Consider the following 14,483-nt stretch of genomic DNA (forward strand, 5'->3'; position numbering starts at 1 on the left):
TGGAGACGCCCGGCGCCGGACCGGCGGTTGCCCGCCGAACGTAACGAAACGGACTCACCGGACCGCGGGCCGCGGCTTGAGTCCTTTTCGGACAGTCCGGGTGCCGCCGGACGGCGGCACCCGGACGCCGGATCAGCGCCGGGCCGCGGCTCGGCGGCGCAGGGCCACGGCGCCACCCGCACCCACGAGGGCGATCGCCCCACCCGCGAGGAGCGCCGGGGCGGCGGATTCCTCGTCGGCCGGGCCACCGCCGGTCTGCGGCGCACCCTGCGGCTTCACCGCGACCTGCGGCGCGGGCTTCGGCTTGCCGGGCTTGCCGACGGTGAAGTTCCGCACGACGCCGGCCGAGCCGGGTCCCCCTTCGTGGCAGTACATGGCGGCCTCGTAGTTGCCCGGCCGCACCCCGGTGAACGTGATGGACTGCTTCTTCCCGTTCGCCTTCATGAGGCCGGTGTCGATCGGCTCGTGCCCGCGGTGCACGCCGTAGCCCGCTTCGGCCTTGGCGCCACTGGTGACACAGGTACCCGCGATGGTCACCGTGCTCCCCGACACCGTGACCTTCATCGACGTCGGGTTGCCGGTGGGCGTTTCCGCGGCCGACGCCACGACCGGCGACAGCAGCACGCAACCGGCGGCCACCCCGACAGCGGCAAGAACTCTTCGCATGATTTCCCCTCCAGGATTCATCGCACGGCAAATGCGTGCGAGAATGACAAAAAAGAAACTCACCCCACCGAACGAAATCGCGGGGCCCCCCGTTTTCGAGACATCCGGAAGACGCTTGCCCATCCGCCCGGTTGCGGCCCGAAGGTAACGAAACGGACTCGGCGTCCCGTGACGCGGATAACCGGGATAATCGCTTCGGCGGTGACGCCGGGCCACCTACAGTCGCGGTGGTGACCACCGAACTCCCCGTCCTCGCCCCGCCCCGGGTCGCCCACCGGGGCCGCGGGACCACCTTCGTCCTCCTCGCGGCCCTGTTCTTCAGCACGTCGGGCACGCTGGGCAAGTCCGTGATGTCCGCCGGGGTCACCCCGCAGCAGGTGGCCGCGGCGCGGATCGCGCTGGCCGGCGTCGTGCTGCTCGCTGGGGTGGCGCTGGTGGCGCCGCGGAAGCTGCGGGTGCGCCGGGCGGAGCTGCCCGTCCTGGCCGGGTACGGCCTGCTCGGCGTCGCCGGCGTCCAGTTGCTCTACTTCGTCGCCGCGGGGCGGATCCCGGTCGGGATCGCCATCCTGCTGGAGTTCGTCTCGCCGGTGCTCATCGCGTTGTGGGTCCGGTTCGTGCGGCGGCACCGGCTGCCGCGGGCGGTCTGGGGCGGTATCGCGCTGGCCATGGCCGGGCTCGCGCTGGTCGCCCAGGTCTGGGAGGGCGTCACCCTCGACGGGCTCGGCCTGCTGGCCGGTTTCGGCGCGGCGCTGTGCTCGGCCGGGTACTTCCTGCTCGGCGAGCGCGCGGTGGCCGGCATCGACCCGCTGGGCCTGGTCACCTGGGGCATGGTGATCGGCGCGGTCGCGATCAGCTTCGTCGCGCCGCCGTGGACGTGGCCGGCCGGGCTGCTCGACGTGCCGGTCGGGTTCGGCGCCTGGCACCCGCCGGTGTGGCTGCTGCTGACCCTGCTGGTGCTGGTGGCGACGGTCCTCGCGTACGTCTGCGGGATTTCGGCGTTGCGTCACCTGCCCGCGTCGGTGGCGAGCGTGCTCGGGCTGGTCGAACCGGTGATCACGACAGCCGCGGCGTGGGTGCTGCTCGGCGAGGAGCTCGCCTGGCCGCAGCTGCTCGGCTCGGTGATCCTGCTGGGCGGCGCGTATGTCGTGCAGCGGAACTCGGAGGTCCTCACCCGCTGAAGTTGCGCAAATTCTGCACCGGCCCGAGCCGGGGTGCGAAAATTCCGCCACCCACGTTCTCCCTGGGGAGGTAGCACCTTGGCGACGAAGTCCGGGCTGCGGCCCGACCTGCGGCAGCGGCACGTCCGGATGATCGCCCTCGGTGGCATCATCGGCGCGAGCCTGTTCATCGGCAGCGGCGCGGTGATCCACACGGTGGGCCCGGCCGCCGTGCTGTCCTACGCCATCGGCGGGCTGCTCGTCGTGCTGGTGATGCGGATGCTCGGCGAGATGGCGACCGCCGCGCCGGCACTGGGCTCCTTCATGGAGTACGCGCGCGACTCGCTCGGCGGCTGGGCGGGCTTCACCATCGGCTGGCTGTACTGGTACTTCTGGGTCGGCGTGGTCGCCTTCGAAGCCGTCGCGGGCGCGAAGATCCTGCAGGGCTGGATTCCCGGTGTGCCGCAATGGGTGTTCTCCCTGGCGCTGATGCTGCTGCTGACGGCGACGAACCTGGCGTCGGCGCGGTCCTTCGGCGAGACGGAGTTCTGGCTGGCGTCGATCAAGGTCGCCACCATCGTCGTGTTCCTGGTGCTCGGAACGCTGTTCGTGCTCGGGCTCTGGCCGGACGCGCACTTCTCGGTGGCCAACATCGGCCTCGACGGCTTCGTCGCGAACGGCCCGTTTTCGGTGGTGCACGGCGTGGTCATCGTGATCTTCTCGTACTTCGGCGCGGAGATCGTCACGATCGCGGCGGCGGAGTCCGACCAGCCGGAGACGGCGGTCCGCAAGGCGACCTCGACGATCGTCTGGCGCGTGATCGTGTTCTACGTGGGTTCGGTGGCCCTGCTGGTGATGATCACCCCGTGGCGCGAAATCCCGAGCGAGACGAGCCCGTTCGCGGCGGCGTTCGGCCGTTTCGGCGTCCCGGCGGCATCGACGATCGTGTCGGCGGTGGTACTGACGGCGGCGCTGTCGGTGCTGAATTCGGGGCTGTACACGGCATCCCGCATGCTGTTCGCGCTGCGCCGCCACGGCTGGGCCCCGGGCTGGATCGCGGACACGAACGCCCGCGGAGTCCCGTGGAAGGCGATCCTGGCGTCGACATCGGTCGGGTACGTGGCGGTGGTGATGAGTTACGTGTCCCCGGACAAGATCTTCTACTTCATCATCAATTCGGCGGGCGCGGTGGCGCTGTTCGTGTACGCGATCATCTGCGGTTCCCAGATCCGCATGCGACGTTCCCTCGAAGCCTCGGCGCCGGAGAAGCTGAAGCTGCGGATGTGGGGATATCCGTGGCTGAGCTGGGTGACGCTGGTGTTGACCCTCGTGGTGGTGGCCTCGATGTTGTTCGTCGACGAGGACGCGCGGGCACAGCTGTACCTCAGCTTGATCAGCCTGGCGGTGATCCTCGGCGTCTACGCCCTCATCCGCCGGCGATCCAGCCGTGCGCCGACAGGCATCACGCGTGATTGAAGGGGCATCACGCGTGATTGAGGGGGCATCTCGCGTGATGGGCCGGGCATCGCGGTGATGCCCCGCTGATCACGCGTGATGCCTCTGGGGACACGCGTGATGCCTGCCGGGTCACCGGGGTCAGCCGCCGGCGATGCGGGACAGGGCGCCGAAAAACACGTCCGTGATCTTCGCCGGGTCCGGGGCCACGAAGGCCTGGCCGCCCGTGGCCGTGGTCAGCTGGTCCAGTTCCGGCTTGTCCGCGTCCGGGCCGATGCCCACGCCGATCAGGGGGATCGGGCGGCGCGCGTCCTGCAGCTTTGCCAGCTCCGTCAGCAGGTCCGCGCGGGAAATGCCGTCCGGGTCGTCGTTGCGGCCGTCCGTCATCACGATCACCAGGTTCAGCCGGCCCGGCTCCCATTCGCGGCGGGCCGTGCGGTAGGTGTCCAGCACGCTGTCGTACAGGCCCGTTCCGCCGTCCGGGGTGGCTGTCACGCGGGCCAGCTTGTCCAGGGCCCCGCTCGCCAGGTGCTGGGCGACCGGGGCCATCGGGAGCAGCTCGCGATAGTCCTTGCCGCCGTCCAAGTCGGTCGAGAACGCCAGCATCCGCAGCTGGGTCGCCGGCTTGAACAGGTGCATCGCCTTCGCCGCCGCCTGCATCGTCACCTGCATGCGGTTCAGGCCCGTGCCGGGAACCTGGGCGTTCATCGAGCCCGACACGTCGATCAGCACCTGCACCCGCGCGCTCAGGTTGATGCCCGCCCACTGGTTGAGCAGCTCGTCGACCACCGGCGCGGGCGGGAGGTTCGCCGCGCGGATGCCCTGCGGCAGCACCCTCGGGTCGTCCGTGTGCTCGCGCAGCGCCTGCCCGCCCGCCGCCCGCAGGCCCGTCTTCGCGATGGCGTCCGATCCCGCGTCGCCGAGCACCGCTTCGCGCAGCGCGTTGACGATCGGGCGCTGCCGCGGGGTGATCCCGCCCAGCTCCGCGAACGGGTAGTCCAAGGTGGGCACCGCCGTCGAGTAGACGGCGACGAGCGGGGACTTCGGGTCCTCGACGTTGTGGCGCAGCAACGAGTTCTCCGACGCCGGGAACGCCGTCACCGCGGCCGTGCCGCCGCCGTCGCTCGAACCCGGCAGCCGGGCGATCAGCTCCGTCTCCGCGCCGAGCGTGTTGGCCGAGAAGCGCCGTAGCGTCGCCACGTAGGCCGCCGAGGGCTCGGGTGACGCCTTGACGCTGTCGCGCAGGCCGAGCAGCGCCACCGCGCCGACCGCGTCGCGCGCCGGGTCGGACATGCCCGGCACCACGCCCTGCGCGGCCAGGACCTCCGCCCACGTCGGGGCGTGGTCGGGCCAGCCGAGGCTCTTCGCGACGTCCGCGGCGACCGCGAGCACCACCGGCGAGCTCGCCACCGACGCCCCGGTCTCGGGGACGTCGGTGGCGCCGAGCTGGCGGGCGCGGCGCAGCGCGAGCGTGGAATCCGGCACCCAGACCTGCGGCCGCGGGCTGCCGTCGGACAGGGCGAGCCGCTCGGCCGCCGGCGTCGCCTCCCGCGTCTGGATCTCGATGCTGCCGCACTCGAGGTCCAGACCGTGCACGACGAGCGACAGCGCGGGCGCGATGTCCGGGGACGCGGTGACGAGGACCTTCGCGGGCTGCTCGCACGACGGCCGGGCACGCACGGTCTTCACCGTCACCCACGCGGCGGCTCCGAGGACGAGCACGAGACCGGTCGCGAGCGCGGGCACGAGCAGCCGGCGTCGTCTGCCGTCCGAATGACGTCCCATCGGCGCGGCCTCTCTGCGCGAGGCGGGGTGGGATCAAGGTTATCCCGCGGCAAAGCGGCGGCTCGTGGTCCAGACGGCCTAACAACCGGCAAAGCCGCTGAAGGCCACCATCACGGCCTGATGGTGGCCTTCAGCGGCTTCGACCCGGGATTCAGACCGGGATGACCGTCGGGACGATCATCGGGCGGCGGCGGTAGGTGTCGGCCACCCAGCGGCCCACCACCCGGCGGACCGCCTGCGCGATCCGGTGCGTGTCCGTGATGCCCTCGGCCTCCGTGCGCGCCAGCTCCATCTCCACCAGCGGCACGACGGCGGCCAGCGCCTTCGGGTCGTCGGAGAAGCCGCGGCCGGACACCGTGGGGCTGCTGACCGCGCGGCCGGTGCTGGAGTCCACCGCGACGCTGATCGAGATGAACCCGCCCTCGCCGAGGACCAGCCGATCCGACAGCGTCGACTCGCCGACGTCGCCGACCGACAAGCCGTCGACGTACACGTGCCCGACCTCGACGCGGCCGGTGCGGGACGCCTTGCCGTCCACGAGGTCCACGACCACGCCGTCCTCGGCGATCACCACGTTCTCCGGCGCGACGCCGGTGCGGATCGCCAGCTCGCCGTTCGCGCGCAGGTGCTTCCACTCGCCGTGCACCGGCATCACGTTGCTCGGGCGCACCGCGTTGTACAGGTAGAGCAGCTCCCCCGCCGACGCGTGGCCGGACACGTGGACCTTGGCGTTGCCCTGGTGGACGACGTTCGCGCCGAGCCGGGTCAGGCCGTTGACCACGCCGAACACCGCTGTCTCGTTGCCCGGGATCATCGAGCTGGCCAGCACGACCGTGTCGCCCGCGCGGATCGAGATCTGCCGGTGCTCGCCGCGCGCCATCCGCGACAGCGCCGAAAGCGGCTCGCCCTGCGACCCCGTCGAGACGAACAGGACCTTGCTCTCCGGCAGGGTGCTGGCCTGGTCGAGGTCGACCAGCAGGCCGTCCGGCACGTTCAGCAGGCCGAGGTCGGCCGCGATCCCCATGTTCCGGACCATCGACCGGCCGACGAACGCGATCCGGCGGCCGTGCCGGTGCGCGGCGTCGAGCACCTGCTGGACGCGGTGCACGTGGCTGGCGAAGCAGGCCACGATCACGCGCTGGTCGACCTTGCGGATCACGTCGTCGAGCACCGGGCCGATGTCGCGCTCGGGCATGACGAACCCGGGCACCTCGGCGTTGGTCGAGTCGACGCAGAACAGGTCGACGCCCTCGTCGCCGAGCCGGGAGAAACCGGCCAGGTCGGTGAGGCGCCCGTCCAGCGGCAACTGGTCGAGCTTGATGTCGCCGGTGTGCAGGACCACGCCCGCCGGGGTGCGGATCGCCACCGCGAGCGCGTCCGGGATGGAGTGGTTGACCGCGAAGAACTCGAGGTTGAACGCGCCGACGTCACGGCGCTCGCCCTCGCGGACCTGGATCAGGTTCGGGCGCTGCCGGTGCTCCTTGGCCTTGGCCGCGAGCAGGGCGTTGGTGAACTTCGAGCCGTAGATCGGCAGGTCCGGCCGCAGGCGCAGGAGGAACGGGACGGCACCGATGTGGTCCTCGTGCCCGTGGGTGAGCACCAGGCCGTCGATGTCGTCGAGGCGGTCCTCGATCGCGCGGAAGTCGGGCAGGATCAGGTCGACGCCGGGCTGGTCGTCCTCGGGGAAGAGCACCCCGCAGTCGACGATGAGCAGCCGTCCGCCGAACTCGAAGACGGTCATGTTGCGCCCGACTTCGCCGATTCCGCCCAGCGCGACGACGCGCAGGGCTCCTTCGGGCAGTGCGGGCGGGGCGTTGGTGGGGCCTGGGCCGACGAGAAGTGAGCTCACCGAGGCAGGGTCCCAACGCTGGTGTGCGAGGTCGGCGCGATGTAGGCCGCTCGCGAATCTGCTTGTGCCACCCGCTCACCATGCCAGTCCTGGGCCGCCGTGTCGCCCAGCGGCACGCCGCCCTGGGCAAGATCAGCAGCGATCAGGGCGGTCTGCTCGGCGGTCGGGGCGACGATCGGCAGCCGCGGGTCGCCGATGTCGAAGCCGCGCAGCCGCAGCGCCGCCTTGCTGAAGGCGACCCCGCCGACCCGCGACATCGCGCGCAGCACCGGCAGCATGCCGCGGTGGTTGGTGCGCGCGGTGGACGTGTCGCCGTTCTCGTAGGCGTCGATCATGGCGCGGATCCGGCCCGCGACGACGTGACCGATCACACTCACCACGCCGACGCCGCCGACGGAGATCCACGGCAGGTTCAGGCCGTCGTCACCGGAGTAGTAGGCGAGGTGGGTGTTCGCGATGACCTCGGAGCCGGCGATGAGGTCGCCCTTGGCGTCCTTGACCGCGACGATCCGGGGGTGTTCGGCCAGCCGCAGCAGCGTGTCGACCTCGATCGGGACGACCGAGCGCGGCGGGATGTCGTAGAGCAGCACGGGCAGCCCGCTGCTGTCGGCGACGGCGGTGAAGTGCGCGAACAGCCCGGCCTGGCTCGGCCGCGAGTAGTACGGGGTGACGACCAGCAGGCCGTGCGCCCCGGCTTCTTCGGCCTGCTTGGCCTGCTCGACGCTGTGCGCGGTGTTGTTGGTGCCCGCGCCGGCCACGACGGTCGCGCGGTCGCCGACGGCCTCGACCACGGCGCGGATCAGGTCCTGCTTCTCCGCGTCGCTCGTGGTCGGGCTTTCGCCGGTGGTGCCGTTGACCACGAGGCCGTCGTTCCCCAGCTCCACGAGGTGCTCGGCCAGCTCCTGCGCCCGCTTCAGGTCCAGCGCGCCCTCGGCGTCGAACGGGGTGGCCATGGCGGTGAGCACGCGCCCGAACGGCCGTCCGGGCGCTGCGGTAGGTGGGTTGGACATGGGGAGACGGTACCTCGCCGGTCCGACGAAAACCGCGCCGACCTGGTCACCGGCGTCAAGTGCGGAGGATTTCCCGGGGGCGGCCGTTCGTCGCGGAACTTCTACTTGACCTTGGTCACGATCGGGGCGGAGATCGGGCCGCCGTCGGCCTTGGCCAGCACGCAGTAGAACTCGCGCGTCGGCTCTTCGCCCGGCTTCTCGGGCATGCTCTGCCACTGGCCCTGGGTCGGCACCAGCGCCCGGTACTTGAGGTCGTCGCGCTTGGCCTCCGGGACGATCGAGGAGCGGAACGAGGCCGCGCAGCGGGCTTCGGCGACCGCGGTCACGGCGGCCAGGCCCGGATATGCGGCGATTCCCGCGTCGCTGTCGGACCAGTGCGTGGTGCCGATGGCGTCCCCGGCGTCGTAGAGCTCCAGGGTGTGGGTCTCGGTGCAGTCGCCGTCGTTCTCGGGGCTGATGACGCCGCCGTCCTGGACCGGGGCGTTGTAGCAGAGGTAGCTGGAGCTGGCGTCGACGCGCATCTGGCCGTTGAGGCCGAACGTCATGGTCGGCAGTTTCTGGGCGTCCGGCGGGGGCGTCTCGAAGGCCTTACCCGCGAAGAAGCCGCCGATCAGGGCGGCGATCACCAGCACGGCGGCGGTCGAGAGCCACAGGGCGCGGGGGGACTTCCGCCGCGGCGGCTGCGGCGCGGGGGCGCCGAGCATCGCGGTGCCGTGGGGCGGTGTCGGCCGCATGCCCTGCGCCGTGCTCAGCAGGTTCTGGGCCTGGGCGGCGGTGAGCCGCGCGTCGGGGTTGGCGACGAGCAGGCCGAGGATGGCCGCGGCGAGCGGGCCCTGGCCACGGGTCAGGTACGGGATTTCGGTCATGATCGCGTGCAGTGTCGCGGCGGTGGTCGCGCGCTCGAACGGGATCGAGCCTTCGACGGCGAAGAACAGCGTCGCGCCGAGGGACCACAGGTCGGACGCGGGTGTCGCGTCCCGGCCCTCGACGCGTTCCGGCGCCATGAAGGCGGGCGAGCCGACGATCATGCCGCTGGTGGTCAGCCGCGGGTCGTCGACGGCGTGGGCGATGCCGAAGTCGGTGAGCTTCACGCGGCCGTCCGGCGCGACGAGGATGTTCGCGGGCTTGACGTCCCGGTGCACGATCCCGGCGGAGTGGGCGGCCCGCAGCGCGGCGAGCACCCGCTCCCCCAGCTGGGCGGCCTGCGCGGCGGGCATCGGGCCGCGCTGCCGCACGAGCTCGGCGAGGCTGGGCGCTTCGACGAGCTCCATGACGATGAAGGTGGTTCCCCCGTCGGTCACGACGTCGTAGACGGTGACGACGGCGGGATCGTTGAGCCGCCCTCCGGTCCGGACTTCCCGCAGGGCCCGCTCGGAGAAGACGGCGGCGGACTCGGCATCGGGCAGCCGCAGTTCCTTGACGGCGACCTGCCGGCCGATCACCTGGTCCTGCGCCCGCCACACGACGCCCATGCCGCCGCGGCCGAGTTCGCCGAGCAGGAGGTAGCGGCCCGCGACCACCCGCTGACCAGGCGTGGCGGGCGCCTGAGGCGGGTGGGGCCGGGTCTGTTCGTCGGTCACGGTGCTCCTTCGGGCGGCGGTCGCGCAGATGCTAGTCGGACCGCCGCGGGGCGCCTCGGGTTCCGCGGAATTCGTGACCCGGACCGGACGACACGCGTACCTGGAGGGGAACGGGTCAGCCGGCGAAGGTGAGGTAGATCAGGACCAGGTTGAGCGCGATGATGATCGCCGCGACGACCCAGGCCGCCACCGTGGTCAGGCGGCGGTTGGTGTCCTCGCCCATCAGGGTCCGGTCCGCCGTCAGCCTGATCAACGGCACCAGCGCGAACGGGATCCCGAACGACAGCACCACCTGCGAAACCACCAGCGCCGCGCTCGGGTCGGCGCCCAGGGCCAGGACCACGATCGCCGGCGTCAACGTCACCAGCCGGCGCAGCACCAGCGGGATCCGCTTGTGCAGCAGCCCCTGCATGATCATCGCGCCCGCGTACGCGCCCACCGACGTCGACGCCAGGCCCGAGGCCAGCAGGCCGATCGCGAACATCAGCGCGATGCCGGGGCCGAGCGCCGAGGCCACCGCGCCGTGCGCTCCCTCGATGCTGTCCACGCCGCTCTGGCCCTGGAGGTTCGTCGCGGCCAGGAGGAGCATGCCCAGGTTCACCGCGCCCGCCAGCAGCATCGCCAGGCCGACGTCGGCCCGCGTCGCGCGCAGCAGGCGGCGGCGCCGGACGCCGTCGGGACGGCCGTGGCGGTCGCGGACCAGGCCGGAGTGCAGGTAGACCGCGTGCGGCATCACCGTCGCGCCCAGCATCGCCGCGGCGATCAGGATGCTGCCCGCGCCGTCGAACCGGGGCACCAGGCCCCCCAACGTCGAGGCGGCCGACGGCGGCTCGACGAACAGGCTCGCCAGGAAGCCGACCGCGATCACCGCCAGCAGGCCGGTGACGACCCGCTCGAACGTCCGCTGGCCGCCGCGGTCCTGGACCGCCAGCAGCGTCAGCGACACCGCACCGGTGATCACGCCGCCGACGATGAGCGGCAGGTCGAACAGCAGGTTGAGGGCGATCGCGCCGCCGACCACCTCGGCCAGGTCGGTCGCGACGGCGACGATCTCCGCCTGGGCCCAGTAGGCCAGCCGCGCCGGTCCGGACAGGCGGGCGCGCAGGGCCTCGGGCAGCGACATCCCGCTGACCAGCCCCAGTTTCGCCGACAGGTACTGCACCAGCACGGCCATCAGGTTCGCCGCGACGATCACCCAGACCAGCAGGTAGCCGTAGCGGGCGCCGGCGCTGATGTTGGACGCGACGTTGCCCGGGTCGACGTAGGCGATGGCGGCCACGAACGCCGGGCCGAGCAGGGCCGAACCGGTGCGCAGGCGGGTCACCAGTCTCGGCCGGACAGCCTCGGTCACAGCCATGACGCCCACCTCTCGAGACCGGATGTCGGGAACCCTAAACCGAAGTTTAGGCATGCCGAACTTTGCTTTTCAAGGGTGATGGCTCCCACCCTCGACCCCGGATACCCCGATCGGCGGCGGTGAAAAGTGCGGAAATCAGGCGTACGCGACCTCGTGGCCGGACTCGCGCAGCGCCACGACCGCGTGGTCGAGGTCGCCGGCCCGGACCAGGATGTGGTCGGTGTCGAACGTCGAGATCGAGAACAGCGCGACCCCGGCCGCGGCCAGCTCCGAAGCCAGCGCGGCGATGATGCCGGTGAGCGTGAACTCCAGCGGCCCGCGGACCGACAGCAGCCGCCAGCCGGCCTCGGCCGCCGTAGCCCCGGCCGGCTCGCGGCCGGCCGGGCAGATCACCGACAGTTCCTCGGCTGTCCGCGTCACCGAGACCAGGGCTTCGCCGGGCTCGAAGAGCTCGGCGGGCACCGCGGCGTCCGCGGGCAGCCGCACCACGGCGTAGTCGCCGGGGCGGACGTCGATCGCAAGTCGCTTCATCAGGCTTCCAGCACCTTCGGGCTCGTGGCGATTTCGGTGCCGTCCGGCAACGTCGAGATGGTGAAGTCCGCGAACACGTTCGCCGCGGCCTTCTGCAGTTGCCGCAGGCATTCCACGGCCAGTTCGCGGATTTCGACGTCGGCGTGCTCGGTGGCGCGCATCGCGACGAAGTGCCGCCACGCCCGGTAGTTCCCGGTGACGACGATCCGGGTCTCGGTCGCGTTGGGCAGCACCGCGCGGGCCGCTTGGCGGGCCTGCTTGCGGCGCAGGGTCGCGCTCGGCACGTCGGCGAACTTCTCTTCGAGCCCGGTCAGCAGCTCGGTGTAGGCCTCGACGCTCGCCCGGGTCGCGGCGACGAACTTCTCGTGCAGCACCGGGTCGTTCGCGATGATCTCCGGCTCGACGAACTCGGCGTCGCGCTCCGGGACGTACCGCTGCGAGAGCTGGGAGTAGGAGAAGTGGCGGTGCCGGATCAGCTCGTGGGTCAGCGATCGGGAGATGCCGGTGATGTAGAAGGTCACCGAGCCGTGCTCCAGCACCGAAAGGTGGCCGACGTCGATGATGTGCTCGAGGTAGCCGGCGTTGGTCGCGGTGGCCGGGTTCGGCTTCTGCCACGACTGGTAGCAGGCGCGGCCGGCGAACTCGGCGAGCGCTTCCCCGCCGTCCGCGTCGGTCGACCACGGCACGTCCGGAGGCGGGAAGAACTCGGTCTTCGCGATCAGCTGCACTCGGGGCGACACGGCTCCGGTCACGTCAGCACTCCTTCTCCCGGCTCCCGCGCAGCCTAACCGCGTACGGCGGGCCACTCCCGGGGGACACGTGACATCACCGTCCTCCTTGACTGACATCACTGATGACGTCATAGTGGTGTCATGGACCTGACGCCGTACATCGCCAACCTTCGCGAGGACCTCGCGAACACGGCCGCCGCCGGGGACGAGCACACCCGTCGGGCGGCCGCGCTGCTGTCCTCCGCGCTCGAGCCCGCCGTCCGCCTGACCCTGATGAACGCCCTGGCCGACCTCGCCGCCGAGGTCACGGCCGCACTGCCGGGCCAGGTGGTGGACGTCCGGCTGGACGGCCGCGACGTCCGGGTGGTCGTCACCGGCGCCGCGGAGGAGGCGACGGCACGGACGACACCACGTGACACCACCCCGCCGCCACCAATCGACGGCGGTGACATCAGCCGGATCACGCTCCGGCTGGTCGAGCAGATCAAGGGCCAGGCCGAACGGGCGGCGGCGGCGCAGGGCGTCTCGCTGAACACGTTCGTCTCGCAGGCGGTGCAGGGCGCGCTGGGCCACGGCGGGTTCGGCGGCGGGAGCGGCAAGCGCCACGGCAAGGACGACCGGAGCGGGTCGCACCTGCACGGCTGGGTCGAAGGCTGAGGGGACGAGACGATGAGCGAAGAACAGACCACCACACCGGCCGAAGAGCCGAACGACGCACTGGTCCGGATCGACGAGTTCGAGACCGACGTCCCGCTGGAGCTCGACATCAGCGTCACGATCGGCCGCGTCGAGGTCGTCCTCGACGGCGACTCCGGCGCCCGCGTGGAGCTGCGGCACGACCAAGGCGAGCAGCAGCCGTGGGTGGCCGGGGTCAACAACCTGCTGTCCTGGGTCGGCGAACGCTTCGGCGACCAGCTGGGCGTCGACCCCTCGGCCTCCCCCGCCGAGGCGGTGCGCCAAAGCCGGATCGAGAAGCTCGGCAACCGCTTGGTCGTGAGCGCGCCGAAGGCGTGGCAGCTGCGCAACGTCGCCCTCGCGGTGAAGGTGCACGCGCCGGCGGGCTCGCACGTCGAGGTGCGGGCGGGCGCGGCGGACGTCACGGTGACCGGCCCGGCGGGCCGCGTCGACCTGCTGACCGGCTCCGGCGAGGTGAAGCTCGACCGGGCCGACGGCTCGGCCACGATCCGCACCGGCAGCGGCGCGGTCAAGCTGGGCCCCACGCTGGGCGGCCTGCAGCTGCGCAGCGGCAGCGGCCACGTCGAGGCGTCGTCGATCAGCGGGTCCGCGACACTGGCCACCGGCACCGGCGACGTCTGGCTGGGCGCGGTCTCGGGTGAGGTGATGGCCCGCACGGGCAGCGGCGACCTTTCGGTGGCCGACGCCGCGTCGGGCACCCTCGACTTGATCACCGGCTCCGGCGAGGTCCGGATCGGCATCCGCGGCGGCACGGCCGCCGAGATCGACCTGACCTCCAGCGGCGGCCGCGTCTCCAGCGAACTGGACGTCGCCGACAACGCCCCGGAAGGCGGCGTGAAGCTGAAGGTTCGCGCCCGCACCGGCACCGGCAACGCCGTGGTGACGCGCGCGGCGGGCTGAGTAGGGGGATGGACGGGCCGTTCCCCGGCGGGGGTGCCGGGGACGGCCCGTTCGCGTGCGAAAAGCCGGCGCTTCACGGGGGCTCCGCTTTGAACGCCCCCGCATCGATTGCCCTCCGGATCGTGGCTATGGTGAAGCATGCCCTGGAGGTCGCGGTGATTCGCAGTACCACTGGACGTCGATCCTTGCCGCGGTCAGTCATTCCGGCAGTTGCGTTACTTCTGACGTTGAGTTCGTGTTCCACGGGCAAGGACGCCGTAGTGCACGGAAGCACATTCGAGTTTGTCTCACCAGGCGGACAAACCAATATCTTCTACTCGATCGATCAACGCAGGAAGATCGCCGATCTTTCCGGACCGAGCGTAGTAGCACCAGACAGGACGATCTCCATCGGCGACTACGCCGGGAAAGTAGTCCTGCTCAACCTCTGGGGCGCCTGGTGCGGTCCGTGCCGAACGGAGACCCACGTACTGAGGGAGATCTCCACGGCAGGCAAGCGCGAGGGTCTCGAGGTCCTCGGGATCGACGTCCGCGACAACCGCCAATACGCGGCCGACTTCATCAGGGATTTCCAAGTCGACTACGAGTCCATATTCGACCCATCCGGCAGAATCGCCCTCCAACTGCGCGGGCTTCCCCTCGCGGCGGTTCCCATCTCCCTGATCGTGGACAAGCGGCAACGTGTTGCAGCCGTCTACATCGGAGCCGTCCTCCAAGAGGACGTGCGGCCGAAACTGGAACAAGTGCGCGCAGAACCCTGACCGGG

Annotated in this window: 13 protein-coding genes; 5 read left to right on the plus strand and 8 right to left on the minus strand. The window is 71.3% G+C overall.

The window, feature by feature from the left end:
- Positions 1-132: 132 nt before the first annotated feature.
- Positions 133-666 carry a hypothetical protein gene (locus DV20_RS27380; RefSeq protein ID WP_043785222.1) on the minus strand — a complete coding sequence of 178 codons (534 nt, stop codon included), beginning with the start codon at positions 664-666 and terminating at the stop codon, positions 133-135.
- Positions 667-896: 230 nt separating this feature from the next.
- Here DV20_RS27380 and DV20_RS27385 point away from each other — a divergent pair, with 230 nt between their 5' ends.
- Positions 897-1,844, plus strand: a complete 948-nt coding sequence (locus DV20_RS27385; RefSeq protein WP_043785330.1) for an EamA family transporter — start codon at positions 897-899, stop codon at positions 1,842-1,844.
- Positions 1,845-1,922: 78 nt separating this feature from the next.
- Positions 1,923-3,299, plus strand: a complete 1,377-nt coding sequence (locus DV20_RS27390) for an amino acid permease (RefSeq protein WP_043785223.1) — start codon at positions 1,923-1,925, stop codon at positions 3,297-3,299.
- A gap of 120 nt (positions 3,300-3,419) precedes the next feature.
- Here the strand turns inward: DV20_RS27390 and DV20_RS27395 are convergent, their stop codons facing one another.
- The 7 genes from DV20_RS27395 to thyX all read right to left on the minus strand — a co-directional run bounded on the left by DV20_RS27395 (position 3,420) and on the right by thyX (position 12,142).
- Positions 3,420-5,063 (minus strand): VWA domain-containing protein, encoded by a 1,644-nt coding sequence (locus tag DV20_RS27395; protein WP_200876506.1) that lies wholly within the window; start codon positions 5,061-5,063, stop codon positions 3,420-3,422.
- 151 nt (positions 5,064-5,214) lie between these two features.
- Positions 5,215-6,864, minus strand: coding sequence for a ribonuclease J (locus DV20_RS27400; RefSeq protein WP_407638354.1), 1,650 nt, complete (start codon positions 6,862-6,864; stop codon positions 5,215-5,217).
- A gap of 44 nt (positions 6,865-6,908) precedes the next feature.
- Entirely contained in the window at positions 6,909-7,922 is a 1,014-nt protein-coding gene (dapA, locus tag DV20_RS27405) for a 4-hydroxy-tetrahydrodipicolinate synthase (RefSeq protein ID WP_051736144.1), read from the minus strand.
- Between the two features lie 101 nt (positions 7,923-8,023).
- Entirely contained in the window at positions 8,024-9,502 is a 1,479-nt protein-coding gene (locus DV20_RS27410; RefSeq protein WP_043785230.1) for a serine/threonine-protein kinase, read from the minus strand.
- 115 nt (positions 9,503-9,617) lie between these two features.
- Positions 9,618-10,859, minus strand: coding sequence for an Nramp family divalent metal transporter (locus DV20_RS27415; protein WP_043785233.1), 1,242 nt, complete (start codon positions 10,857-10,859; stop codon positions 9,618-9,620).
- 135 nt (positions 10,860-10,994) lie between these two features.
- Positions 10,995-11,390 (minus strand): ACT domain-containing protein, encoded by a 396-nt coding sequence (locus tag DV20_RS27420; RefSeq protein WP_043785234.1) that lies wholly within the window; start codon positions 11,388-11,390, stop codon positions 10,995-10,997.
- Positions 11,390-12,142, minus strand: coding sequence for an FAD-dependent thymidylate synthase (thyX, locus tag DV20_RS27425; RefSeq protein ID WP_043785237.1), 753 nt, complete (start codon positions 12,140-12,142; stop codon positions 11,390-11,392). The genes DV20_RS27420 and thyX overlap by 1 nt, the downstream gene beginning before the upstream one ends.
- Positions 12,143-12,262: 120 nt before the next feature.
- On the opposite strand from thyX, the gene DV20_RS27430 reads away from it, so the two are divergent.
- The 3 genes from DV20_RS27430 (at position 12,263) to DV20_RS43475 (ending at position 14,478) form a co-directional block, all read left to right on the plus strand.
- Positions 12,263-12,778, plus strand: a complete 516-nt coding sequence (locus DV20_RS27430) for a toxin-antitoxin system HicB family antitoxin (RefSeq protein WP_043785240.1) — start codon at positions 12,263-12,265, stop codon at positions 12,776-12,778.
- A 12-nt stretch (positions 12,779-12,790) separates the two neighbouring features.
- Entirely contained in the window at positions 12,791-13,717 is a 927-nt protein-coding gene (locus DV20_RS27435; protein WP_043785242.1) for a DUF4097 family beta strand repeat-containing protein, read from the plus strand.
- Positions 13,718-13,977: 260 nt separating this feature from the next.
- Positions 13,978-14,478: a TlpA family protein disulfide reductase gene (locus DV20_RS43475; protein WP_235190976.1), complete on the plus strand. Its 501-nt coding sequence runs from the start codon at positions 13,978-13,980 to the stop codon at positions 14,476-14,478.
- Positions 14,479-14,483 lie beyond the last annotated feature (5 nt).

It is taken from the genome of Amycolatopsis rifamycinica (genome assembly GCF_000695625.1).
Classification (GTDB): domain Bacteria; phylum Actinomycetota; class Actinomycetes; order Mycobacteriales; family Pseudonocardiaceae; genus Amycolatopsis; species Amycolatopsis rifamycinica.

What these genes read in the sequence shown, in the direction of transcription:
- DV20_RS27435 (WP_043785242.1), top strand. Translation starts at nt 12,791, where the DNA reads ATGAGCGAAGAACAGACCACCACACCGGCCGAAGAGCCGAACGACGCA.
- DV20_RS27380 (WP_043785222.1), bottom strand. Translation starts at nt 666, where the DNA reads ATGCGAAGAGTTCTTGCCGCTGTCGGGGTGGCCGCCGGTTGCGTGCTG.
- dapA (WP_051736144.1), bottom strand. Translation starts at nt 7,922, where the DNA reads ATGTCCAACCCACCTACCGCAGCGCCCGGACGGCCGTTCGGGCGCGTG.
- DV20_RS27395 (WP_200876506.1), bottom strand. Translation starts at nt 5,063, where the DNA reads ATGGGACGTCATTCGGACGGCAGACGACGCCGGCTGCTCGTGCCCGCG.
- DV20_RS27430 (WP_043785240.1), top strand. Translation starts at nt 12,263, where the DNA reads ATGGACCTGACGCCGTACATCGCCAACCTTCGCGAGGACCTCGCGAAC.
- DV20_RS27415 (WP_043785233.1), bottom strand. Translation starts at nt 10,859, where the DNA reads ATGGCTGTGACCGAGGCTGTCCGGCCGAGACTGGTGACCCGCCTGCGC.
- DV20_RS27420 (WP_043785234.1), bottom strand. Translation starts at nt 11,390, where the DNA reads ATGAAGCGACTTGCGATCGACGTCCGCCCCGGCGACTACGCCGTGGTG.